Here is a 23,862-nt window from a genome sequence, read left to right as displayed (position 1 = left end):
ACCAGGGGTGGTGCGGCGGCATTGCGGGCTACGCTGAGAGAGAAACCATTGAAAACTGCGCCAGCCTCTGCACGGTCTCCTACACAGGCAAAGATGCCAGAGTCGGCGGAATTGTCGGATATGTCCCCAGTTCAAGTTCTATGACAATAATCTGCGATTGCTATAACATCGGCAACATCACCGGCAGTAGCGACACCGGCGGTATCTGCGGTTATAATCTTTCCGGACGAATTTTCAACTGCTATAATGTCGGCGAAATCACTGGTGGCAATTATGTTAGTAAAATCGTAGGCTACGGCCAAGCTAATAACAACCCCACCAACTGCTACTATCTGAGCGACACAGATACAGATCCCGCAGCCAAAACCGCCGCGGAATTTGCTGACAGGACAGTAGTGCTGAAGCTGCTCAAGGCTGGCCGCAACGATTCTCCATGGGACAGCTGCCAGTATGTGGCTACGGCAGGAATAACCCTGCCCGTGTTCAATGGACAGGGCGATGCCCATAATGCCAATGGGGGTCGGCAAGAACAGCTCCGGGTCACGAAACAGCTTTTCGTAGTGTCGGAGCTGCTTGTCGGTCAGGCTGCAAAATTCCTCCCCGGAAAAACCGCAAATAAAAAAATTGCCCGCGATAATATCATAATCCTCAAGGGAACGGTTCAGCGGCAGACCATCCACCTTGCCCGAATCGTTGCAGATAAGCGCCACATCGTCCTTTGACCATGGGTATACGGCTTGCATATCCCCACCGACAAGCTGCTGAAGCGTGCGCAGCTCATTCATAGCGAACCGTTCTTCCGGATGCTTGCCCGGCTGAATATACAGAATTCGGATTTTGTTCTCGTTTATCAGGTAGAAAACTCCTTTTTGATAAAAAAATACCGCTGTATCGGGTGATACAGCGGGGGTGACAAAGAATTTGGGGAATTGAACCGTAATCTCCTATGATATATATCAAAATGCTCATTTTTGAATAGTTGTATTCACTGATAATGCGCTGACAATTGATATAGTCCCCTTAGAGTAGACATCTAAAAAAGCAAAAATTTTCAAGTCTACACTAAGGGGGCTTTATTATGTCAAGAAGAAGGAACAAGTACTACGACAGGAAGCTAAAGCTGCAAGCAGTGCAGGATTATCTTGGAGGCGGTGGCAGTTTACGGACTATTTGCAAAAAACACGGGATCAAAGACAAAAAGCAGCTGCGGAACTGGATAAAGTGGTATAATGGTCATAAAGAAATCAAGGAGAGGCGAGCAGCCGGAACGGAGATTTATATGACCAAGGGCAGAAAGACAACAGAAAAGGTCCGCGCGAACTCCCGTTTTTCCTCTGCGCTGGCATTTTTGAGCAGCATTATGCTTCATTGCTCTGTGGTTGCTGCGTTGCTTCCGTAATAAATCCCGGCATTCCGATGCCGATTGGATTTTCTGGTGGATGGCGTGTAAGAAAAAGTGTTTGGGGGTGTCATTTTGTGGAGACACCCTGTTCAATCGCCAGAGTTATTTCATCGACTTCTTTTTTTCCAAGAGGATACAAGGTCCCAAAAACCAGCCCGGCAGCAGCGCACAGGATCAGCGGAAGCATGATGGAACAGAAGATGATGCCGTCTTCGACGCTCTGCGGTTGTTGCGCTGCTCCTCCAATAAATCCTGTTGCCGCCAACATATATCCAGGGATTGCCCCCGCAACGCCTTGGGCGGCTTTGGAGACAAACGAGGACAGGGATGCGACGGCGGCTTCGGCTCGTTTGCCGGTTTTATATTGCACATACATCGTGTTGTCGGCCTGAATGCCGTAGGCAAGGGGTCCGATAAAGCCCCCACCGATCCCGGCGAAAACAGCGCCCAAATAGATCAGCAGCAGAGACCGGACATCTATAAACCGGATCAGTGACCCACCTACGGCAACGATGATCCCCGCGAGAAAAACGTTTTTCTTTCCGAGTTTGTTTGCCAAAACAGGTGCCACAGCCATGCCGAGCAGAGTAATCACAAGGGAAATAACCGAAACACCTGACATCAGTTTGAGATCCTTCATAATATAAGTGTAGAAAAAGGTGCCGGTGCCACTGCTAAGGGAGGTGCCGACCGTGGATAGCAGAATCGTGAGGAAGTGCGTCCAGACTGGCTTGAAGCGAAGGAACTGAAACAATTCCCGCAGGCTATACCGTTCGTCGTCGGTGCCTTTGGGCGTTATCCATTCATGTGTTGCAGCTTGCCTCCAAAGTTTAGCAAAACAAATGATTTTATGCTGTTCTCCCGTACAAACGAGAAACAGCCGATCAGATCGTCCAACGGGATCATGCGGCAAAATCCCCCCCAAAAAATCCGGGATTCTGATGCCGATTGGATTTTTGGGAGGGATGCAGGAAAAAGTGCTTCTCAGCCGCAAGGGATTGACGTAGAGATAACTTAGTACCGATTGATCATCTGTGCTTCCGCTTCCTCGCGGGTGATCTCACCATTGTTGCACTTGGACATGAGCTGAACATCATGGTCGTTGAGTTTGTACAGGCGCAGGACGAGCAGCGTGCAGATCCCCCCAATGATGCTGCCAAGGCAGCTGAAGGTCCACAATTTATCGGCAAACCCTGCCGCCTGAATGACGCCCTCACCTTCTTTGAAACCGATCAGAGTCAGGGCAAAAACGCTGACGGCGGTTGCGACCGCACCGTTCAGTTTGGTAAAGAACGTCTGCGCCGCAAAAGTAACGCCACGCATTTTCAGTCCGGTTTTGTACTGCCCGTACTCATAACAATCGGGGGTGAATTGGTATTGCAGGATCGCGGCGATGCCCAGAGGAAATCCACCCAGTGCGTTTAGGATCACATAGACCATCATGTTCTCATATCCGGCTATGTAGCGAACGATGCCCAAAATCAAAGCAAACATATAGGAGAAATAGAAAATTTTGAATTTGTCATATTTCTTGCATAGTTGTACAGCAATCGCCGCACCGATCAGTGTCGGAACGATCACCGCCATCGAGACAAAGGAAGCAATTTCTTCGCCGCCGAGGCAATACCGGGCAATGTATAACCCCCAGGTGGCACCAACATTGAGCAGACTGCTGATAAGAGGAGCAGCAAAGAAAATCAACAGGTATTTATTGGAACGCAGGCATTCAACCATATCGCGCAGCGTATAGTTTTCCTCGGCTCCTCCATCCCGTGCTTTTTCTCTTTCGATCACGCGCTCTTTTGCAAACAGACACATCGGGATCATCATGGCAGCGGACAAAATGGACAACACGATCACAGTCGTAGCCCAGCCGCCCAAACTCTGTCTGACCAGTGGCAAAAGGATGCCGGTCACAATGCCGGCAAAAATTGCAAAAATTCTTCCGATGCTGTTCAGGGACACGCGCTCTTTCTGGTCAAGCGTCATTGTAGTGACAATGCCAAAAATCGGCACATCGCAAAGCGTATAGGCTGTATCCCACAGCATATAGGCAAGGGTCGCCCAGATGACCTTGGCCACCAACGGGATGCCCGTAGGGATCACGAAAAGAAGAATGGTAGAGACCGGGATCGCGATGACAGACATTCGGAGCCAGGGGAGAAATTTTCCTTTCTTAAAATGCACCTTATCCATGATCATGCCGAAGATGGGATCGTTGATGGCATCCCATACTTTTGTGATCAGTGCCACGACCGCAACCAAAGCCGCCGTGATGCCGACATCCGTGAAATAAGTGGTCATGTATCCAATCAGGCCGTAGAATACGTTCTGGCCCATAAAATACATACCGTAGCTGAATTTTTCCTTTTTGGTAACAGCGTTTTCCATTATGTTATCCTTCCTTTCCGTGTGTTGGAAAATGGGGCGTTCCATCGCGGTGCCGCCCGCTGATCTGACGTTTTTGCCCGGAATTACTGCTTTACATCGCAATCAAACGTATAGGAACCACTTCCGATCATGTACGAACTTCCGTCTGGCAGGTTTACCACTGCCGTAGTGTTGCAGGGGATATCCACTTCTATATCTTCATGGTCTGTATTGACTGTTTGCTTTAAGTCTTGTAAGCTCCATAATGGTCTCCTGCGCTTGTAGAAATTAGCGTTCCTTCGTCGGAAACGTGTTCCCGAAACGTTCAAAATTCTTCCAGCAATACGTTGAGACGTTGTGCTTGCTCTGCGCTCACCCCGCCCGCGAAAGCTTCTGCGGCCTGCCGCAGCGTAAGCCCATACGCAAGATCCGGGATCATATCCACCTCCATCATATTGGAAAGGAACGCCCTGATCGCCGGCTCAGCCAACAAGTCTTCCAGCGTGGAGTCTACGCTGTAGCTTTTTTTCAAGGGGCTTGCGGCCTTGTAGGTGACCGTATATTGCCCGGCCTTTACGCAGCAGATCCCGTTTTCCACCGTTTCAAACAAAGGGTTATCCGTATCGTGGTATACGGAGTCTGGCGCATACGGAAGGATCACCTGCGCCTTTGCACCGAACGGAACGGTGACGGTGACTGTGATTTGGTCGCCGTTTGCGATCTGCCACCCACAGCGATAGCACCCGCTGGCCGAATCGTAAACCGCGCTTGCCGAGCCCAACTTGTGATCCACCTTGGGGCTGATGCGCATCATCTTGCCGCCCGGGCCTTGCTCCGTCACATCGATCCCGGCTACATGGCGGAAGATCCACTCCAATACAGCGCCATAGGAATAATGATTCAGGCTGTTCATCCCGGTGCTGGAAATGCGACCGTTTTCATCCAGCGAGTTCCAGCGCTCCCACACCGTTGTGGCCCCTAACTTTACTTCGTGGAGCCAGCCCGGGTACTCCTCGTTCAGGAGTAGCCGATAAGCCAAATCCGTCATGCCATGCTCGGTCAGGACGTTACACAGCAGCGGGGTCCCCACAAAGCCGGTGTTCAGCTTATTTTTGTTGTCCCGAAGGAGTTTTCGGAGCATCTGCTCCGTCAGACGTTCATTGTCCGACAAATGGTATTTCAGTGCAAGGACGAGCCCTGTCTGCGTTTTCACGGCACATCTGCCGGTAGCGGTAAAATATTCTTCCTTCACCACCTGCCACTGGCGGTCGGCGATGGCCTGGTAGTTCTGTCTTGTTTCTTCCAGACCGAGAACTGCGGCCGCTTTGGCAACGATCTGGGCACTTGCCGCATAGTAGATGTCAGCGATGTAGGCTTCGTCCGTCGCCCCGTAAACGCTGTTTGCAACGGCCCCGGCACGGTCAAGCGCCAGCCAGTCTCCGTAATGAAAAACCTGTCTCCATCCATGGTGATTGCCGTCGATCTTGCGGATATAATCGACCCATGCTTTCATGCTCTCGATCTGGTTTTCAAGGATCGTTTTGTCACCGCTGAACAAATATACATTCCACGGAATGATACACGCAGCATCGCCCCATGCGCAGGAACACTTGCTCGGCCCGAATGTGGGGACGACCTCGGGGACCATACCGCCAGCCAAGAGCTGTTCCTGATACAGATCGTATAAATATTTCCGATAGAAGGCAAACGAATCGGCCAGATAGCTTGCCGTTGCGGAAAAGACCTGCGTATCGCCGGTCCAGCCCATTCGCTCATCGCGTTGCGGGCAATCGGTTGGCACATCGAGAAAGTTTCCCCTCATGCCCCATTCTACATTAGAGATCAGTTGATTTACCAGCGCATTGCCCGTTTTCACGTTGCCGATGCTCTCGTAATCGCTGTGCAGCACGATGGCTGTAAAATCCTCGCATGACAGGTTGGAAACACCGCTGACCTTTACATAACGGTAGCCATAGTATGTAAAATGGGGAACAATGGTTTTTTCTTTTCCATCTGAGACATAGATATATTCCGAAAGTGCCGTTCTCAGGTTTTCGTTATAGAAACACCCATCTTGAAGCACCTCGCCGGTTTGAATGCGAATCGTTGTCCCCGCCGGTTCCCGCACACGCAGTTGGAAAATTCCTGTGATTTCCTGCCCCAAATCGAATACTTCTTCACCGCGCGGCGTATGGATCAACGCCACCGGCTTCCGCAGCATTTGTGCCTTGACCGGGATAGACAGCCGTTCCATAAGCCGCCCCTTCGGTGCCTGTGCGATCCGTGCGCAGCATTCCGGGGTAGGCGGCAAGGTATCATCCCGCCGTTCGCCGTCATAAATGTTGGAGAACCACAGGTTGCTTCGTTTTACCGACCAAGTCTCATCGGTGCCGACCACCTCGTTTGTGCCATCTTGGTACGCAATGTGAATCTCCGCGATCAGCTTCCATTCACTTCCATAGTATTCTTTCCGCTCAGGATTGCTGAATCCGAACCGCCCTTTGTACCAGCCGTTTCCCAGCAGGATCGACAGCATACCACCTTCTGATACCTGCTCCGTAACATCATAAGTCTGGTACTGAATCCACTGTGCATAATTGTTACAGTACGGCGTTAAATACTCGTCGCCGATTTTGCTCGATACTTTGCTGGTTTCCCCCAGAAAATATGCTTCGTACAATCCCAGACCGCAAATATACAGCCTTGCGCGTGCAACTGCCCGGGTCGGGCTGATCCGCTTGGAAAAAATCGGATGACGTTGCTGGCTGCTGTCACAGGTGATCCACTGGGCTGTCCATGGCTCCTCCATTTTGGCGGTCTCAAAAAACTGCACGTCGGACTCGATCGTTTCTGCGGCATCCGTTGCCACAAGGACTTTCCAGTAATATCTTGTGTAGGGTTGTGGATCAAATTCTACCCTTGCGGCGCGGCTGTCAAGTGCGGCCTCTCCCGTATCGAAGCAAAGCGTGGTAAGGGTCGGCTCTTTGCTGATCACGATCCTTGCGTGGCGCTGTTCCTGCCCTTTGCACCCTTTTACCTTCCACGAAAACACCAGCGGCTTCAGAGCATAGCCTACAGGGTTTGTGATGTGATTGGTTTTTGCAGCATAAATCTCGCCCATACGGTTTTCCTCGCTTCTCTGTTATCTGTGCGCTTCCCAAAAGACAACTGCTTCCTGAAGCCAGTTTTTCACTTTGGTTTCTGACCCAATGCCAAAGCCATGCCCCAGACCGTCAATGATTTTGACGCTTACATTTTCTTTGCCCAGTGTTTTTTCCAACGCCGGAAGCTGTGCTTCTACGTTGGCAAAGCCGAACTCATCCTGACGCCCTGCGATGGAAAACACGGCCAAACCTTGATCCTCCGGGAGTGCTTTGATATTCCAATCCAGTCCGTACATAGGAAAAATCGCCTTCGGTCTTGGCAGGTGATGATTGTGGCAGCAATCGGCATAGCTTGCAAAAGAATAGGCTGTCGTCATAAGTCCCCCGGCCGAGAACCCGAAGATGGCATAATCATCCATACAGATCGCAAGTTCCTTTTGATGGTTCGTCAGATAACGGATCGCCTGTGTCAGTTCCTTAGCAGCTGCCTGCCCCTGCTTCAACGGCTCTGTTTCGCCCAGTTGCTTGCCGATCGGATAGCTGAGGACAAAGACGGAATATCCCATTTTATGCAGTTCCATCGCGATGGGGTATCCCTCGCAATCCGTCACATTAGAAATGAAACCGCCCCCGGGAACCACAATGGCAAGTGGCTTGCCCGGCTGCCCGTAGTAAAACATTCCCGTCAGATGGCTTCGATAGGGATGGTCCTTCATGGCTTCCTGCGGGTACAGGCCGGACACCAATTTGGCTTGTCCCTTCTCCACAAGGCCCGTCAGATAATTGAACGCATCCAGCGCGGTGTCGGTCTGTTCCGCACGGCCCTGTGCCTGCATGAAATCCTTGTACTTTGCAGGGGCAATGGCTTTTAGCGCGTTATCCTCCAGATTGAAGAACATATGATTAAAGCCGCCAAAGATTGGATGCTGCATAAAAAAACCGACCTTGTCCTCCTTGGTTGCCGGTCGGAAGTGTCCGCTTTCATCATAATAACAGCTTTCCTTTATTTTGGGGAAGCCGCATAAGCCGAAAAGTGCTGGCAGAAACACCGCCTTTTTTTGATACACATACCAAATCGCGCCTGCCACACAGAACAAAAGAGCGGCCAATGCCCCACAAACGATTTTCATACCCGTTTCGTCCTCCCTTTTACGAATATCTTACGGGAAATCTGCTTTACCCCAACGGAAACCAAAGAGCGTGCCGTCCATGGTCAGTCATCGGCTTTGATGCCGACTTTTTTACGCTGTTGGGTTGGTTCTCGCCATTATTATAGCACGCTCCACGTGCTGCCACCACACGGAAACAACTAATCCTGTATGATTTCAACGGCTTTCTCCGCAGTTCCGGGAAAGCGGAGTACATCCCGCAAGGGAACACCAACGGCTTGTATCCGGGTAGGCGTGGCTCTGGGCGCACCCGCCGGTGTATGCCATAGCAAACGGTGGTCTTGGTGCGATCCGCGCCAAGACCACCGCTTTTATAGTTTCAAAATGCAACAGGAGGCACCCATTTCGGGTGCCTCCTGTCAGACTGTCGAAAAACCTTCTTTGGCTTTATCTTGCATTTACAACCTATCGATTGTTTTGTAGGGAACGGTCTTGACCGTTCCGTGCTGCCTTGCCAAAAGCACGACGTAACGAGAAAACCGCGCGCCATTCGGCGCGATTTTATGCGCTGCGCGCGGCCAGATGTGCGGATGGGTCGAGACCCATCCCTACAAATCTTCCGGTAACAGGCTTTTTCTACAAGCTGACAGGAGGCACCCATTTCGGGTGCCTCCTGTTGTGTCAAGAAGGAAAACGCGGCCCTTTATTGACCCAGATAATCGTACAGGTACGCCTCCATCTTGGGGGTCCACCAGTTCAGGTAGCCCGCCTGCGTGGGATGGATGCCGTCGAACATATAGAGCTTGTAATCTTCCTCAGAAACTTGATTCATTTCGGCATCATTCCACAGGTCGATGACCCCGATCTCATACTTTTCCTGCAACTTCAGCAGCTGCTCCACCATCTTGCCGTAGGCGGGGCTGTCGTACTGGGTGCCCGTATAGAACACCACCGGGCAATGCCATGTGGTGTCGGCATATACGATGATGTATTCGAGCGCGCCAAGGACGGTTTTGGTGTCAAAGTCCTCCAAATTGCGGGAACTGCTGATTTCCCCCAGCGGGATCGCGTTGCTTGCATCGTTGGTGGAAAGCTGGCAGATGAACGCATCAAACTGTGCGTTGGGGTCGATATTGTGCAGCATCCGCTGGATGTAGGAGGTCTTGTCGTTGTCGGCCAATGTGGTGCCGCCGACAGCCTCTTTGACATAGGTGCAGTTGTTGCGAACGGCAATGTACTCCGCAAAGGAGGTTTCCAGCGAGGCAGCCCCCTCGGTCACCGAGGACCCCAAAAAGCACAGGTTCATACCGCTCAACGGGCTGTTTTCCACCGGCGCCACGTTTTCGGGGCGGTAGATCTCGGCGTTGCCGGGCAAGCTTTTGAGGTACATCGTATTCAGGAAGCGGAACGGCCCATGGCCCAAAAGACCTTGCAGAGCACCATAAGCCAGCGCTAATAGCAGGACCAGGATCAGAGCAATGATCAAAAGGACTTTTCCTACTTTTTTCATACAAACTATCTTCTTTCTTCACTTGAGTTTCCGGATGTCCCGCGCCGTGTAACAGGGGATCACGAGAGAACTTCAGATACAAAGCCCTTTACTGCGCCAGCAGCAGGTTCATCTGCTGGATCAGCAGCTCGACCTGATCACCGGGGATCACGCTGACCAGAGATTTCAGCGGCATTTCCATGATCATCTTTTTCATCATGTTCATCGACCCTTCATCCAACCCATCGGTACCGGCGCTTTGCGCAAGCGGGGCCAACAACTGCATGATGGTCGGCGCGGTCTTGGGGCAGGTCAGCAACTCGCCTAGTGTGGTGGTCAGTGTTACGACAAAGGGGAGTTGTTTTTCGGTGGTAAAGGACAACTCGGCCGTCAGGCGGATGTCGTCGCTGGCGCGACCCACCATGACCTCATACACGCCGCTGGGGGCAAACCAGTCGTGCAGGCGTTCCTCATAGTAGCTCAAGTCGCGTGCCGCCAGCGTCAGGGTCACCGTCTTGCACTCGCCCGGTTCCAGCAGTACCTTGGCAAAGCCGCGCAGCTCTTTGCTGGGACGCTCCGGTGTGCCGTTTTTGTCGCGGACGTAAAGCTGGACGACCTCGCGCCCGGCCACCTTGCCGGTGTTGGTCACATCCACACTGACGGTGACAGTCTGGCCATCCTGCAATGCGGGCGCGGAAAGCTGCAAATTGCTGTAAGCGAACTCGGTGTAGGACAAGCCGTGACCGAACGCAAAGCGGACAGGGACCTGCTTGGTATCGTAGTAGCGGTAGCCGACAAAGACATCCTCGCCATAGGCAACACGCTTGTCATTGCCCGGAAAGTGCAAATAGCTGGGGTTGTCCTGCAAACGGAGCGGGAAGGTCTCAGCCAGATGTCCGCTGGGGTTGGCCTCGCCGTACAGCAGTTGGTCGGCGGCCTCACCGACGCCCTCGCCGCCGAGATACAGTTCCAGAATGGCCGAGACGCGGTCGGCCCACGGCAGCTCGACCGCGCTGCCGTTGTGCAGGACCACGACCACATGGGGCTGGACCTTTGCGATCTCGTCGATCAGGCGATTCTGGCAGGCGGGCAGTTCCATCGAAGTGCGGTCATACCCTTCAGACTCAAACGATTCGGGCAAACCGGCAAAGACAACGGCGACATCGGCGTTTTGTGCCGCCTGAATGGCCTCGGCCAACTCTGCGTCGGTCATCTCGTCCCGCATCGCCGAGAAGCCCTTGGCGTAGCAGACGTTGCGGCCCTTTTGCTGCGCAACTTCCCACGCGGAGGTCACGCGGCTGGGATGGATGTGGCTGGAGCCGCCGCCCTGATAGCGCGGTGCCGCGGCAAACTCGCCGATGTAGGCGATCTTCTGATCCGTGCCCAGCGGCAAAACACCCTGATTGGTCAGCAGTACCGCGCACTGCGTCTCGACGGCAACGGCCTCGGCGTGGTCTTTGGCACGGTCGAACACGGTGTCGGGGCGGCGGGCATCCACATAGGAGAACACGACCTTCAGGATGCGTTCCACCGCGCGGTCCAGTACCGCCTCGTCCAGCGAGCCGTTCTGTACGGCCGCGACGATTTTGGCATCGTTGTAACCGTTGGAGGAAGGCATCTCCAGGTCAAGACCCGCTTCCAAGCCTTTCACACGGTCATTGGCGGCACCCCAGTCACTGACGACGTACCCCTCAAAGCCCCATTGGTCCCGCAGGATGTCGGTGAGCAGCATCTTGTTTTCGGAAGCATACACGCCGTTGATCTTGTTGTAGCTGCACATCACCGTTTTGGGCTGGGCGGCCTTGACGGCTTCCTCAAAGGCGGGCAGGTAGATCTCATGCAGCGCACGCTCCGAGAGGTCCGAGGAGATGGTCAGGCGGCGGGTCTCCTGATTGTTGGCGGCAAAGTGCTTGATGGAGGTCCCCACGCCCCGGCTTTGTACGCCGCGAATGTACGCAGCGGACAGCTTACCGGCCAGATACGGGTCCTCAGAAATGTACTCGAAATTGCGGCCGCACAGCGGGCTGCGCTTGATGTTGACGGCGGGTCCCAACAGGATGCTGACATCCTCGGCCTGGCACTCGTCGCCCAAAACCTGACCCATGTGCTCCAAAAGGTCGGGGTCAAAGCTGGAACCGGTGGCGCACCCGGCCGGGAAGCAGACAGCCTCGACGCTGTCGTTCAGGCCGAGGTGGTCCGCTTCACCTGCCTGCTTGCGCAGACCGTGCGGGCCGTCGGTCACCATCACGGCCGGGATGCCCAGCCGCTCGATCCCCTGCGTGTGCCAGAAATCCGAGCCGGAGCAAAGGCTGGCTTTTTCTTCCAATGTCATTTGGCCGATCAATGCTTTCAAATCGCGCTTCATATTCTATTCTCCTTGTCTGTTATTTGGCAACGGCATTGTACCGCGCATTCCTTACTTGCTATTTTACACAGCAAGACGTATAATGACTATATGGTATAAACTATCTCAACACGATTTCAACGAAAAGGTGATTTTTTATGCGGCCCGGTATCTTTGAGGAAAAATCCAACAACCACTTGAAGGAAGTCACGGCCAAGATTCGTGAGCGTTATCGGGCGAGCACCTACGCACAGTTGGAGGAAACGGCAAGTGGAGACTCGAATCGCGTCAAGGAAAAACGCTTTCTGTCGTTCATCGCACTGGGCAACGCCGTGCTGGCCGATGAGTTTCTGGCTCGTGCTTACAACAAGCAGGAATCGTTTCGCTTTGGGGTGATGAGCACCTCGTCGATCCAGCAGGCGCGATACGCCACCGTGGCTTCGGTCACGCTGTTTTGCCGCACGGCCATCGACAACGGCTTGCCGGAGAATCTCGCCTACAGCATCAGCGATTCCTATTTGCTGCACTTAGACGAGACCGAAAGCATTGAGGAGATCCAGTTCTTATCCCTCAGCGCGTTCCGGGAATACTGCCAGGTCATGCAGGACTGGCGGCTGCAATCCTGCCGCAAGGAGATCAAGCAGTGCTGCGAGTATATCCTGATGCACATCCACGAGCCCATCAGCCTGACGGAACTGGCCGAGCTGGTCAATCTTTCTCCCAATCATCTGTCCGCACTGTTTCTTAAGGAAACCAGCTTTCGCCCCACCGAGTACATCCGCGCACAAAAACTGAACTACGCCCGCTATATTTTGGACAACTATTCTCCGACCATCGCCACGCTGGCCAATCTGTTGGCGTTCCCCAGCCCGAGCGCCTTCGCCCGGCAGTTCAAGCAGCAGTACGGCCTGACCCCTACGGAGTATCAGCGACGAAAAGAATGAACAACGTCCCGGCAGTTCAAAGGATGAACTGATATAGTCCCCTTAGAGTAGACATCTAAAGAAGCAAAAATTTTCAAGTCTACACTAAGGGGGCTTTATTATGTCAAGAAGAAGGAACAAGTACTACGACAGGAAACTAAAGCTGGCAAATTGAGTTCTGCATAAAAGCTGAATATGCCTTGGGAGATCTGTCTAACTAGATTTTTGGGCTTGCATATCTTAGACATCCAATTTTCCAGTCAGTGACTGGAAAATTGAAATGGGAACCATATCAGACTGATGGAAGCAGTCTTAAAGTGTTAGCGTTCACATGAGGTCGGATAGTCATCTTATCTGGCTTTGCGTGAGCTGCTGATTTCCTTGATTGCGGCATAGTGTTTTCCACATTTTCGGCTGATCTCGTTGAAAAAATCGGACGCCACAAATTCCAGCAGCCATACCTTGGGAATCATATACTTGGGTGTCTGCAAGATGGTTTTCAGCAAGCCCTTGCTGCACCATTTCAGAATGGTGTGGCGTTGGTAGCCTGTCACCTCGCAGACTTGCGCAACGGTCAGTACATCCGGGTAATTTGCTAACTGTTGCTCGTACCATTCCTTGGCCAGTAGCCGTTCTTCGCCCTTATAGTTCAGCTTGCGCTCCAACGACGAGGCGGGTTTCTTGTGCTTGGGGTAGTTGTAATACCATCCGCTGGGCGGAGTGTAGCGCATCGGGTCGGACTCTCGGCGGTAGAGATACTCGGCAACATCTTTCTTGGCGATTTTATAGCAGCGCGTTCTCTTTCCGTTGTTTTTGCAGGGAACAAGCCCGCTTTGCAGGAGATAAAGCGAAGTGCGCGTTCCGATATGGCATACGATGCGGAAATCATTGCGACTCATCGGGTTCGGATAGGGCGCTAGAATTTCTTCAATCTTTTCTGCCAAAGGGTCTTTGCTTACAGTTTTTTTCTTCATTTCGGGTTCTCCTTGTTTGCAAAGTGGAACCCGAAAAATCACTACTTCATTTTTTTCTTCTTGCATTTTTTCTCATTCGTGTCCGCGAACCTGCACCATTATCCGGCTTTTTAGGTAGGGGTTATCTTGCATCTTATCTTGCATTTCTCCCAAAAAGTCGCCATTTTTGCCCCAAAACGGGTGATTTTGCTTATTTTCGTACCTACATTGTTTTTTTGTTGTGGAGCAGTATTATCCCTACACACATCGCCCAAAATCAGCGGACAAACCAGCCTGTATCAGCCTTGGTTATCACCATATTACCTTTTCAAAGATTAACTCGAAATCAATTCGACAGCAAGCCACGTGGGTTCGCATCCCACCATCTGCGCCAGAATGGGGCTGTTGCACATGTGACAGTCCCTCTTTTATTCGTAAATGCCGTCCACCGCGTTGCGGGCGGCAAACACGGCCTCGCCGTGGGTTTCCACGTTGGCGGAGGCGTGCGGGTAAAAGCCGTGATTACCGTGGCAGTCATACGGATTGAACGCCAGGTTGCGCCGCTCTGCAATCTCCTCCGGTGTGGCAAGGCGTGCGCGCAGCAGGTGGCAGCTGCCGGTAAAGCTGCGCGGGTTGTAATTGACACGGTTATCGACGGGCGGAATTGGGAAATCCATGCCGCGCTCCTTGATGTAAACCAGCGCCGGGGGCATCGTGTCCTCCAGTTGCACCACGCAGTAGAGGCCCGGCTCGTCACATTCCAGCGCAATCCAATCGCCGTCCGCGTATGGGGCGGTGTGTACAAGAGATACACCCTCCCCGGCGCGGCTGACCGCCAGCGTGTCACCCGATGCGCTGATTACCTTCAGCTTGATTTCTGCCATACAGTCCTCCTTTACGGCCGTGGCGGGCCGTTTTACCCTTCTTCTCCATAGTTGAAATACGCAAAGTCCGCATGGCTGCGATGGGCGTCCATATCCTGCGCGCAGATACCCACCATCGCGCCGGTAAAGGCACAGCGGCCGCGGCGGGTCTCAACATAATCATCGCTCAGATGGTCGGCGGGCTGGGGGCCGCCCAACGGCTGCCAGCCGCCGTCTGCCTTATAGAAAAACTGCACCTGTGCGCGGTTCACCCGCACCTTCAGCACAACCTCCCCCTGCGGCAGGGAAACCGCCTCGCTGCCGTAGGAAAAATCCTTGCAATCGCACCTCAGAATACGCAGAATTCGGGTGTTCTGCACCTTGTCCCACGTCACATAGGCGTAAATCCAGTTGCCGGTATCGTAAAAGAGCACAAGGCCCGCCACCTGCTGGAAGTTCTGCGGTGCAAAGTCGATTTTTGTCTCTGCCGTAAAGGTAAAGTACTGCCAGCGGCGGGCAAACAGGGTCTGCTTGTGATGGCTGGAGAGCCTCTGCCCACCATACAGCCGCAGCCAGCCAGGGCGGGCAGACAGACTATAGTCTGTTTCGGGCACCAGCGGGGGTGCGCAGTGTCTTGAAGGTGTGGGGCAGGGGCCTATCCGGCGCAAAGGGCACTTGGATTGGTGGCTGGCGCAGCCGATTGCGGATAACGGCGGTGTGCTGACCATCGGCTACGCCTACCCGAACATTCTGATGTCGGAAAACTACAACGTGCCCGGCTCACCCTACTGGTGTATGAAGGTCTTTGCGTTCCTGATGCTGCCCGCCGGGCATCCCTTCTGGCAGACCCCCACCGCACCGCTGCCCGCACTGGATGCCGTGCGCCCGCTGCCGGGGGCCGAGATGCTGGCCCAGCGTGTCAACGGTATGGCGGTTCTGTACCCCGCCGCTGCGCGGATAAGCCATCCCTTTCCCCAGATGGAGGAAAAATACGCAAAGTTTGCCTACTGCTCACGCTATGCGTTCAGCGCAGCCAGCGAACGCTTGAGGAGGCCGCGCCGGACTCGGTGCTGAGCTTTCGGTAACTCGGCCATATCTGGGTAAAGGGCAGGCCGGAAAGCTGGTCGATGACCGCAAACGGTCTGCGTGCCGTCTGGGCCCCGCTGCCCGGCGTGCAGGTGGTAACCGAAATCACCCTTTGTGCCGAGGGGCATATCCGCCGCCATACCACCACAAGCACGCTGGCCTGTGAGACGTTCGATGTCGGCTTTGCCCTGCCAGCAGACTGCCCCGGTACGGCGCACAGCTGCACAGAGCACACGGCCCGCGCCGCCTGCCCCGGCGGCTGGTGCGCGGTGGAGGATTTAACCCGCACCGGCACGCCGCTGGCGTTGGAGCCGATGCCGAACACAAGTCTCCAATTCCCGAAAAGCTGTATCCCGATGATACAATATGCCGTCACTCCCGGCACAACCGTGCTGGAAACCAAGGTAACCTTTGCCTGCAATCCAGCGGCCGTGCCGTGCAGGATGTGCATATCTCCGACTGTGCGTTCACCTCGGTCTGCGCGGGCATCCGCATCGGGCTGAAGTCGATAGGGGAGATTTCTCAGGTGGTCATCTCCAACTGTACCATGCGCAATATCTGGCGCGAGGGCATCAAAATCGAATGTACCGAGGGCGGCTCCATCACGGATGTACTCGCCGAGAACATCACTATGCACAATGTCAGCCGCACGGTAACAGATTCCGCCGCCGTGCAGAATCACCATCAGCTCCGGGTGTTCTGTGCCAAACTCCAAGTATTTCATAGTTTTCCTCCCCGCTCCGGCTCACTGCTTCAGCTTCAAACAGAAATCGCAGCACTCGTCCCCGCGCCCCAGCGTCTTTGTCCGGTGCCATAGCAGCTTTGGGTACCGGGAAATCCTTTTCCGTCGTTTTATGGAATGTCTCAATCCAGTAGTTCCGTTTCATTGTGTTCATTCATAATTTCCATAAACACAGCCGCTTTCTGAAAGCGCCCGGAAATCACGGCAAAGATTCGCTGCATGTCCGCTTCGGACAGATACATGGTCAAGCCTTCGATGATGACCAGCACCGGCACAGCTTGCTCCTTGATTTCACCGCCCCAGTTGTCCATGGCGGACATGGCAATCTACGAAATCAAGCCGTTTTCCGGCAGCAGCTTTGCACGCACGGCCATCGTTTCCGGCACACCGGTGAGGTTCATTATTCGGACCGCCGCCGGAATTTCAATGGCGAAGCGCCGGACGCTTTTACAGCAAAAACCGCAACCTCTTTTTTACAGGAGGTTGCGGTTTGTTGATTTTTACTCTATGTTCCCGGTTTCCCTATAGCTGCGCCAGACGTTCTCGAAGAAGTCGTCATCCTCCGGGATGGGACGCGGGGCGCGCCAGGCGGTTTTGCAGGCGCCGTTTTCAAACCAGAGCTCTTGAATCAGCGGGTGCTCCGTCTCATCCAGTGCAAAGGTAAAGGTATCCGGCAGCTGGGCAAAAGGCTTGGTTCCGTTGGCCTTGTCGGTGTACAGCGCGCTGCCGCGGCTTTGGCCGCCGTGGGCGGTGTAGTCGGCCATGGCGGCCAGATAGGCGCGCTGGCTCAGCAGCATATCGCGCAGGCGGTACGCCATGGCAAGCTCGGCGGCGTTTGCCACCTTGACAGTGCTGCCGAACGCGGCCAGCTGGCTTTCCACCGCCGTGCCGTAGGCCTGTATCTGCACCGTGTCGCGGATGGCTGCACCGCAGCGGCTCATGCTCTCGGCGGCGGTCTGCCACAGCGTGCGCACATTGCCGGTTTCTGCCTTGCAGTGCTCGGCCAGTGCGGCCATTTCGGTCAGTGCAGCGGCGGCGGTCTTTTCAAAGCAGGCCGGGGCCTCGCCCTGGCAGCGCGCAGCGATGTACTGCGCGGCGCGGGTACTGCCCACCTGCCCGGCGTTCAGCGCCGTGCCGCCCGGGCGGTAAACACCGTGGCTGGCAGCGACCTCGCCGACCGCAAACAGTCCCTTGACGTTGGTCTGCCACCAACAGTCGATGCCCAATCCGCCGTTGTTGTGCTGGGCGCAAAGGGCAATTTCCAGTGGCTGGGTGTACAAATCCACGCCCTTGTCACGGTAGAAATCAATCGCGGGCTTGTTCATATGGGCAAGGCGCTCGATGGGCGTGCCGAAGCAGGCCCCCGCCTTTTCCAAGTACTCGCGTGCCTCCGGCAGCAGTGCCTTGTAGTCAAACGCGCCGCCCGCCGGGTTGGTGCGGTAGTCCAGATAGACCTTGCGGCCCTTGCAGCTTTCCAGATAGACCAGAATGTCAATAATCGAGCTGCCGCCCGCCACCTTGCGCACATCAAACGGCCACTGGTAGCCCTTTAAGAACAGCTTGCTCAGCATATCGTGGGCATCGGTGAAGAAATCCATCAGGAACTCTTTTTCATCACTGCCGTCCGCCGCCGTGGAGTAGACGCGCGGCAGCACCTGCATATAGGTGCCGGACACGTTCCAGCGCGGTGCCACCGATGCAAGGCCGTACTGCCACTCGGTCAGGTTTTTGCCTTTTGCACCAGCCTCCAGCGCAAGGCCCGTTGCACCGTACTGGCTGAATGGGTAGACGCTGTCGGCGTACATACCAGCCGGGCCGCCGGTGGTGTACACAACGTTTTTGCAGCGAATCAGCACAAAGCGCTCGTCCTCGCTCTGCGCCGTGACATTCAGGCAGAGCAGACCGCAGACCGTGCCGTTCTCGCTCAGCACTTTAATGACCTGCGTCTTGTCCAGCACCGGCACACCCTTGGCCTGCACGGCTGCTTCCAGACATTCGGTCATCTGCTTGCTGGTGTAGGGGCCGACGCTGGTAGCGCGGCGGCGGGGGTCATGGTCGGTCTTGTAGCCGATGTACTCGCCATAGCGGTTGCGCGGGAACGGCACACCCAGCTCGACCAGCTTTAGGAAGCACTGGGTCGAGAGTGCGGCCTCGCACAGCGCAATATCGCCGTCCACACATTTTCCCTCGTACAGCGTCTGCGCCATCTCGCGCACGCTGTCGGGGTCGCCGCCGGAAAGGGTCAGCTTGTAATAGGTCTGCTTGTCACTGCCGGTGTTGCGGCTGGTGCCGCCCACGCGGTTCTCGGTCACAAGCAGGATATCGTGCTGGCCCAGCTGCCACAGGCGGTCTGCGGCGTTGAAGCCTGCCGCACCGCTACCCACAATAGCGGTGTTGCAGCGGTAAACCCTTGCGGTGTATGCGTCGGCGCGGAAAATCTCGTTTTCCATATGCTATCCTCTTACAGGCGCTGGATGTGGAAGCCGCCGTCCACATCAAGATAGTTGCCGGTGGTGTACTTCAAGCGGTCGCTGCACAGCAGGCTGACCGCACCGGCCACGTCCTCCGGCGTGCCCCAGCGGGCAATGGGGAAGGTGCCCTTTGCAATCAGGTCATCGTACTTGCCCTGCACCTTGCTGGTCATATCGGTGGCGATAACGCCGGGACGAACCTCATTGACGAGGATGCCCTCGGAGGCAAGGCGGTCAGCGTAGAGGGTGGTCAGCATGGACACCCCCGCCTTGGAGACGCAGTACTCGCCGCGGCTGGTGCTGGACACCACCGAACTGCAGCTGGACACGTTGACAATGACGCCCTTGCGGCCGTCCAGCGGCTCCTGCTTAATCATCTGGTTGGCCACCAGCTGGGTCAGGAACATATTGCCCTTGGTGTTGATGCCGATTACGCGGTCGAAGCTCTCCTCGGTCATTTCCAGCAGGTCGGCGCGCACCTTGGGGGCCACGCCCGCGTTGTTGACAAGGATATCCACACGGCCGAACGCAGCCAGTGCGCCGTCCACAATCTTCTTGCGGTCTGCGCTCTCGCCGATGTTGGCCTGCACGTAGGCACAGTCAATGCCCAGCGCCTTCAGCTCGTCCAGCGCGGCCTGATTTTTCTCCTGTGCGCCGGTGGCAACCATCACAATGTTGCAGCCGTCCAGACCCAGCTGCTTGGCAATGGCAAAGCCGATGCCGCGGCTGGAGCCGGTAACAATAGCAGTTTTTTTCATACCAGTTTACTCCTCATCAGCCGCGGAAGTTTGCGGGCTGTGTCTTTTTGATTTCCAAAAATTCCTTATAGAACGGCATAAAGGTCTTGCTGTCGCGGATTACGCAGCCCGTGGGCTTGTGGGCGCGAATCAGGTCGCCGCACTTGCCGCAGGTCAGGCAGACGCGCTTAGGGTCAATGCGGCCCTGCTTGATGATTTCGTTGGCAAAATCCGGGTCGGCAAAGGCCATACGGCCAAACAGCATACCATCGCACAGGCCCTGCTCCACCGCACCGGCGGTAAACAGGTCTGCGTAGGCGCGCAGATAGCTCGGGGCGGAGGCCCAGACGGTCATCTCCGGCACAGCCTTTTTTACATCGCCGATGCCGTGAATCATACGGGCCAGACCCACAAAGGGGTGCTCGTCCGGCTCATACTTGCCAAAATCAAATGGGCGGGTCACATGGGTGGTGGCGTAGGGGTTGCCCATCGTCAGATCCACCATGGAAAGGCCCAGTTCATTGTGTAAATCGCGCACAAGGCGGATAGGCTCGGTCAGGTCAGGGTTCGTGCCGCTTTCCGGGCTGACGCCAAAGCCCCACGGGTAGGCATAGCCGTCATAGATGCCGATGCGGGCCGTGACCATGAAGCTGTCGTCCTCATAGACCTTGGCGGCGCGGATGCCGTTTTTCAAAAGGCGGAAGCGGTTTTCAAAGCTGCCGCCGTACTCGCCGGGGCGGTTGTAAGCGGAGGCAAGCTCTGCCAGCAGGTAGCCATGGCAGCTCTTGATGTCGATAGCGTCAAAGCCAGCCTCCTTGGCCAGCTGTGCAGCCTCGCCGAATTTTTCCTCCAGCCCCTTGAGGTAATCGTCGGTGACGATGCAGGAATCGTCCGCGGCGCGGTACTGCTCCAGAATCGGGTGGCGATAGGCAATCATCGGGGCGGGCTTGTTGCCGGGGTTTGAGTAGCGGCCGCTGTGGTTGGCCTGCATAATCAGATAGGGCGCAAAGCCGTTGGCCTTGATACCGGCCTCCTTGACAGCGGCGGTCATCTTCTTGAACTCGTCCAGCGTGTCGCGGGTCAGCAGCAGCTGCGTCTTGGAGGAACGCCCCTCCTCGACAATCGAGATGGCCTCAAACCAGATGACCGAGCTGCCGCCGATGGCCTCGTTGACGTAGCGGCGGACGGTGTAGTCAGACGGTGCGCCCTCCGGCGTGGAGTCCGCGCCCTCCATCGGGGCAATGCCCAGACGGTTGGGGAAGGTCACCTTGCCGGCGGTCAGCGGCGTGGCCAGAATGTGGGTGTCTGCCGCAAACGGCAGGGACACGCCCAGCTCCGCCGCCTTGGCCTGGACCTCTTCCAGAGATTTGTAGTGGAATTTTTCGTGTGGCATTTTGTGTTTACCTCGCTTACTGGTTCTTGTCATCTTCACCGGCATATGCCTTGCGATAGGCCGAAGGGGTCAGACCGGTCGTTTTCTTGAACTGTCTTGAAAAATACGTAAAATCATCATACCCACATTCGGTTGCAATCTGGGTGATGCTTTTATCTGTCTTTGCCAGCATCAGCTTAGCACGGTTGATGCGCAGAAGAATCGCGTAAGCGATAAGACTGTAGCCCGTCTCTTCCTTGAAAATATGCGCGATGTAATTCTTGTTCAGGTACAGCTCCGCCGCAATCTTATCCACGGAGATATTCTCCGTAAAATGGTGGTTGATGTAGTTCATGATGTTGTAGGCCACGGTTACGCTGTGGCCCACCTTCATCGTCATAACATCGGCACATTCACGGTAAATCATAATGAACATCCGCCGCAAATCTGCGCCGACATAAAGCTCCCAATACTTCTTTTTACTATTATACTCTCTTTCCATCTCCAACACAATATCGTATAAATAATTCCATACAGGTTCCGATACCGTCAGCAGATGGGAAAAGTCGGGCGGGCGCTTGATGAAGGCTGCAATCACTTCCGGATATTTTACCTCATGATGGATTGGATTATTCTGTCAAAATGCCCTGCTCTCCGGATAGCCGGGCCCTTTGTTCTTTGCGATGTAATTCTACCATGCGGAATTGTCCATTTTCTTAGATTATTATGCCAGGAATTGGCACAAAATTGTTGTCATTCTCTTCACAGCCTGTTTCTTTGTCGAATATGTGCAATTTTTTTGTTTTGGTTTATGCACCCTGCACAAGAACCACCCCGGTATTTTTTGACTGTCCCGCTTCTTTTGTGCAGTTAGTAAAATTTAACCCACCAAATTTGTGCAGTTCTTCCTGCGGTTTTTTACGCCGTCCCCACGTTTGGACTATTCTGTTTTTCACTTTTCTGCCCGGTTTTTGGATTATCTTGTACCGGCCAGCCTTAAACATACAGGCTCCGCCTGCCGCCTTCCCACAAAACAGCCCCCTGCGTTTCGCTCACAAAACGCAGGGGGCTGGTATTTTTTTGATAGCAGGTGTATAATGCAGCTCAGATTGTCGAAAAAGAGTGCGCTGCTCAAATATATTGTTCGTGGGGGAATTTATATGAAGCGGAAAACGGTTGCCATGCGCTGGTTTTATTATCTGTTCGGTATGCTGGTCCTTGCGCTGGGCCTGATTCTGAACATTGAGGCCGGGCTCGGTTCCTCTGCCATTATGTCGGTTGCCTACACCGTCAGCCTTGTCAGCAGCCTGAATCTAGGCGATATGACGTTTATTGTCTACTGCCTGTTCCTTGCAGCGCAGATGATCATCAACGGGAAAAATCGCAGCTGGCTGGATTTGCTGCAGCTGCCGCTAAGCCTGGTGTTCACCCGGTTCATGAACCTTTTCAAGGCCATGATTCCGTATGAAAGCGGCTTTCTGCCCACCGATTTGCTGATGCTTGCGGGCGGCATCCTTCTGACCGGCATCGGGGCCGCTATGACCGTCAATATGCAGCTGATTCCGAACCCCGGCGACGGTATTGTCAACAGCATCGCCCGCCGCTGCGGCCGTGAGCTCGGCTTCTGCAAGAACTGCTTTGACCTTGGCTGCGTCGCGCTCTCCTGCCTGATTGGGCTTTTCTACGGCAACCCGCTTTTAGGCATCGGCCTTGGCACTGTGCTCTCCATGATTGGCGTAGGGCGTGTCATCGCCGTTTTTAACCATTTCTGTAAGGACTCTCTCGTCCACAGCGCCGGGCTGGATAGCTAAAGCAACGCAACCACAACAGTTTCTGCAAAGCCGCCATTTCGTTCTAATTCTCTCTAAACAAGAAAAGCGGCTGCCACACAATGCGACAGCCGTTTGCAAAGGTTGTTTCTGCCGTGCATTTCTGTAAGCAGTCCTGCAAATAAAAGTCAATAGGTTTTGCAGAGAAAGTCCAAAAAAATACTCGGCAGATAGCCGAGTAAAAATGCGTACAGCAAACAGGACTCCCTCGAAAATCGGAGGCAGCCAAATGACAAAATGAGCATTACAGATTAGCCTTCTTCGACCTGAGTTGCGCTTTCAGCGGCGTTCAGGCACTCCTTAACGCGGGCATAGTAAATACGCAGGAACTTGTTCGCGGCAGCAGTAGTGCAAACGAAGAACGGCTTCCCCTCGTCACGCTTTTTGGCGTAGAACTGGTAAACCGCTTCGTTTTCGGGTTTGCATTTAACGTAAGTAGAAACCACCTGAAAGAGCGCTTTCCTCAGCTGAGGTGACCCGCGCTTGGAAGTTGTCACACTGGAAAGCTGCATCTTGCCGGAGCCAACAACGCCGGGGTCTACGCCTGCAAAGGCCACAATAGAACTGCGGTGCGGGAAACGGCGAACATCACCCAATTCAGCCATGAGATGCGATCCTGTGGACTTTCCAACGCCGTACATGGCCATAACGGTCTCGTACTCCGGCAGCTGCTTGCAGAGATTCAGCATCTCGGCTTCCAGCTTGGACTGGTTTTCGCGCAGTGCAATAAGCTGGTCGGCGGCAACTGTAACCAGTAATTTAGCATTGCTGTCACGCGGCAGTGTGGTATAGGGTCCGCAACTGGCTGCGTAGAGAGCATCTGCCGCATCAGTACTAAAATGGTAGCCCTTTCTCTTGCACCATTTCTTGTATCGCTCTTCAAAAGCATCCGGTGACATACGGTTAATGCAGTCGCAATGCCAAAAGCTTCGGTAAAAGTCCACCCACTTCAAATGTCCGTCTGCCTTTTCGGGGCTTGAGAACAGCTCGTTTACACCCGGAAAGGTCTTGTCAGACAAAGAAATAAGGTTGTTTGTGAGCATGACAATATTCTTATTATACAAATCG

22 protein-coding genes are annotated in these 23,862 nt (G+C 54.4%); 4 read left to right on the top strand and 18 right to left on the bottom strand.

Features of this window, described 5'->3' with window-relative positions:
- Positions 1–131: 131 nt before the first annotated feature.
- The gene (locus NE623_RS10895) at positions 132–785 is read right to left on the bottom strand and encodes a DUF3846 domain-containing protein (RefSeq protein WP_256272504.1); all 654 of its coding nucleotides are present in this window, start codon (positions 783–785) and stop codon (positions 132–134) included.
- Between the two features lie 293 nt (positions 786–1,078).
- Between NE623_RS10895 and NE623_RS10890 the strand changes: the two genes are divergently transcribed.
- A complete protein-coding gene (locus tag NE623_RS10890) occupies positions 1,079–1,399 on the top strand; it encodes a transposase (RefSeq protein WP_256272505.1) in 321 nt (106 codons plus the stop codon).
- A gap of 70 nt (positions 1,400–1,469) precedes the next feature.
- Here NE623_RS10890 and NE623_RS10885 read toward each other — a convergent pair whose 3' ends face one another.
- The 6 genes from NE623_RS10885 to NE623_RS10860 all read right to left on the bottom strand — a co-directional run bounded on the left by NE623_RS10885 (position 1,470) and on the right by NE623_RS10860 (position 11,839).
- Positions 1,470–2,315, bottom strand: a complete 846-nt coding sequence (locus NE623_RS10885; protein ID WP_256272506.1) for an MFS transporter — start codon at positions 2,313–2,315, stop codon at positions 1,470–1,472.
- Positions 2,316–2,416: 101 nt separating this feature from the next.
- Positions 2,417–3,793, bottom strand: a complete 1,377-nt coding sequence (locus NE623_RS10880) for an MFS transporter (RefSeq protein ID WP_256272507.1) — start codon at positions 3,791–3,793, stop codon at positions 2,417–2,419.
- A gap of 304 nt (positions 3,794–4,097) precedes the next feature.
- Positions 4,098–6,893, bottom strand: a complete 2,796-nt coding sequence (locus tag NE623_RS10875) for an alpha-L-rhamnosidase (RefSeq protein WP_256272508.1) — start codon at positions 6,891–6,893, stop codon at positions 4,098–4,100.
- 21 nt (positions 6,894–6,914) lie between these two features.
- Positions 6,915–8,006 carry an alpha/beta hydrolase gene (locus NE623_RS10870; protein ID WP_256272509.1) on the bottom strand — a complete coding sequence of 364 codons (1,092 nt, stop codon included), beginning with the start codon at positions 8,004–8,006 and terminating at the stop codon, positions 6,915–6,917.
- Positions 8,007–8,688: 682 nt separating this feature from the next.
- Positions 8,689–9,495, bottom strand: a complete 807-nt coding sequence (locus NE623_RS10865) for an SGNH/GDSL hydrolase family protein (protein WP_256272510.1) — start codon at positions 9,493–9,495, stop codon at positions 8,689–8,691.
- An 88-nt stretch (positions 9,496–9,583) separates the two neighbouring features.
- The gene (locus tag NE623_RS10860; protein WP_256272511.1) at positions 9,584–11,839 is read right to left on the bottom strand and encodes a glycoside hydrolase family 3 C-terminal domain-containing protein; all 2,256 of its coding nucleotides are present in this window, start codon (positions 11,837–11,839) and stop codon (positions 9,584–9,586) included.
- A 137-nt stretch (positions 11,840–11,976) separates the two neighbouring features.
- Between NE623_RS10860 and NE623_RS10855 the strand changes: the two genes are divergently transcribed.
- Positions 11,977–12,762: a helix-turn-helix domain-containing protein gene (locus tag NE623_RS10855; protein ID WP_256272512.1), complete on the top strand. Its 786-nt coding sequence runs from the start codon at positions 11,977–11,979 to the stop codon at positions 12,760–12,762.
- 329 nt (positions 12,763–13,091) lie between these two features.
- Here the strand turns inward: NE623_RS10855 and NE623_RS10850 are convergent, their stop codons facing one another.
- The 3 genes from NE623_RS10850 to NE623_RS10840 all read right to left on the bottom strand — a co-directional run bounded on the left by NE623_RS10850 (position 13,092) and on the right by NE623_RS10840 (position 15,171).
- On the bottom strand, positions 13,092–13,715 hold the full coding sequence (locus NE623_RS10850; RefSeq protein WP_256276153.1) for a helix-turn-helix domain-containing protein: 624 nt from the start codon (positions 13,713–13,715) through the stop codon (positions 13,092–13,094).
- A gap of 407 nt (positions 13,716–14,122) precedes the next feature.
- Entirely contained in the window at positions 14,123–14,578 is a 456-nt protein-coding gene (locus NE623_RS10845) for a hypothetical protein (protein WP_256272515.1), read from the bottom strand.
- A gap of 32 nt (positions 14,579–14,610) precedes the next feature.
- A complete protein-coding gene (locus NE623_RS10840; RefSeq protein ID WP_256272517.1) occupies positions 14,611–15,171 on the bottom strand; it encodes a hypothetical protein in 561 nt (186 codons plus the stop codon).
- A gap of 61 nt (positions 15,172–15,232) precedes the next feature.
- Between NE623_RS10840 and NE623_RS10835 the strand changes: the two genes are divergently transcribed.
- Positions 15,233–15,631, top strand: coding sequence for a DUF2264 domain-containing protein (locus NE623_RS10835; protein WP_256272518.1), 399 nt, complete (start codon positions 15,233–15,235; stop codon positions 15,629–15,631).
- Here NE623_RS10835 and NE623_RS10830 read toward each other — a convergent pair.
- The 7 genes from NE623_RS10830 to NE623_RS10800 all read right to left on the bottom strand — a co-directional run bounded on the left by NE623_RS10830 (position 15,582) and on the right by NE623_RS10800 (position 21,969).
- Complete coding sequence (locus NE623_RS10830) at positions 15,582–16,367, bottom strand: hypothetical protein (RefSeq protein ID WP_256272519.1); 786 nt, start codon at positions 16,365–16,367, stop codon at positions 15,582–15,584. The genes NE623_RS10835 and NE623_RS10830 overlap by 50 nt on opposite strands.
- A 140-nt stretch (positions 16,368–16,507) precedes the next feature.
- Positions 16,508–16,705 (bottom strand): hypothetical protein, encoded by a 198-nt coding sequence (locus tag NE623_RS10825; protein WP_256272520.1) that lies wholly within the window; start codon positions 16,703–16,705, stop codon positions 16,508–16,510.
- A 180-nt stretch (positions 16,706–16,885) separates the two neighbouring features.
- Positions 16,886–18,835, bottom strand: a complete 1,950-nt coding sequence (locus NE623_RS10820; RefSeq protein ID WP_256272521.1) for an FAD-dependent oxidoreductase — start codon at positions 18,833–18,835, stop codon at positions 16,886–16,888.
- Positions 18,836–18,846: 11 nt separating this feature from the next.
- Complete coding sequence (locus NE623_RS10815) at positions 18,847–19,614, bottom strand: 3-ketoacyl-ACP reductase (RefSeq protein WP_256272522.1); 768 nt, start codon at positions 19,612–19,614, stop codon at positions 18,847–18,849.
- A 16-nt stretch (positions 19,615–19,630) separates the two neighbouring features.
- Positions 19,631–20,986, bottom strand: coding sequence for an oxidoreductase (locus NE623_RS10810; RefSeq protein ID WP_256272523.1), 1,356 nt, complete (start codon positions 20,984–20,986; stop codon positions 19,631–19,633).
- Positions 20,987–21,002: 16 nt separating this feature from the next.
- The gene (locus NE623_RS14915) at positions 21,003–21,563 is read right to left on the bottom strand and encodes a helix-turn-helix domain-containing protein (RefSeq protein ID WP_256272524.1); all 561 of its coding nucleotides are present in this window, start codon (positions 21,561–21,563) and stop codon (positions 21,003–21,005) included.
- A gap of 211 nt (positions 21,564–21,774) precedes the next feature.
- Complete coding sequence (locus NE623_RS10800; protein ID WP_256272525.1) at positions 21,775–21,969, bottom strand: hypothetical protein; 195 nt, start codon at positions 21,967–21,969, stop codon at positions 21,775–21,777.
- A gap of 156 nt (positions 21,970–22,125) precedes the next feature.
- Here NE623_RS10800 and NE623_RS10795 point away from each other — a divergent pair, with 156 nt between their 5' ends.
- The gene (locus NE623_RS10795; protein WP_256272526.1) at positions 22,126–22,776 is read left to right on the top strand and encodes a YczE/YyaS/YitT family protein; all 651 of its coding nucleotides are present in this window, start codon (positions 22,126–22,128) and stop codon (positions 22,774–22,776) included.
- Between the two features lie 269 nt (positions 22,777–23,045).
- Here NE623_RS10795 and NE623_RS10790 read toward each other — a convergent pair.
- The coding region (locus NE623_RS10790) for a transposase (RefSeq protein WP_256276152.1) at positions 23,046–23,862 on the bottom strand (817 nt) is incomplete at its 5' end.

The sequence above is a fragment of the Gemmiger formicilis genome (assembly GCF_024462815.1).
GTDB lineage: Bacteria > Bacillota > Clostridia > Oscillospirales > Ruminococcaceae > Gemmiger.
The sequence above is the reverse complement of the archived record's forward strand: the minus strand, read 5'-3'. Positions and strand labels throughout refer to the sequence as shown.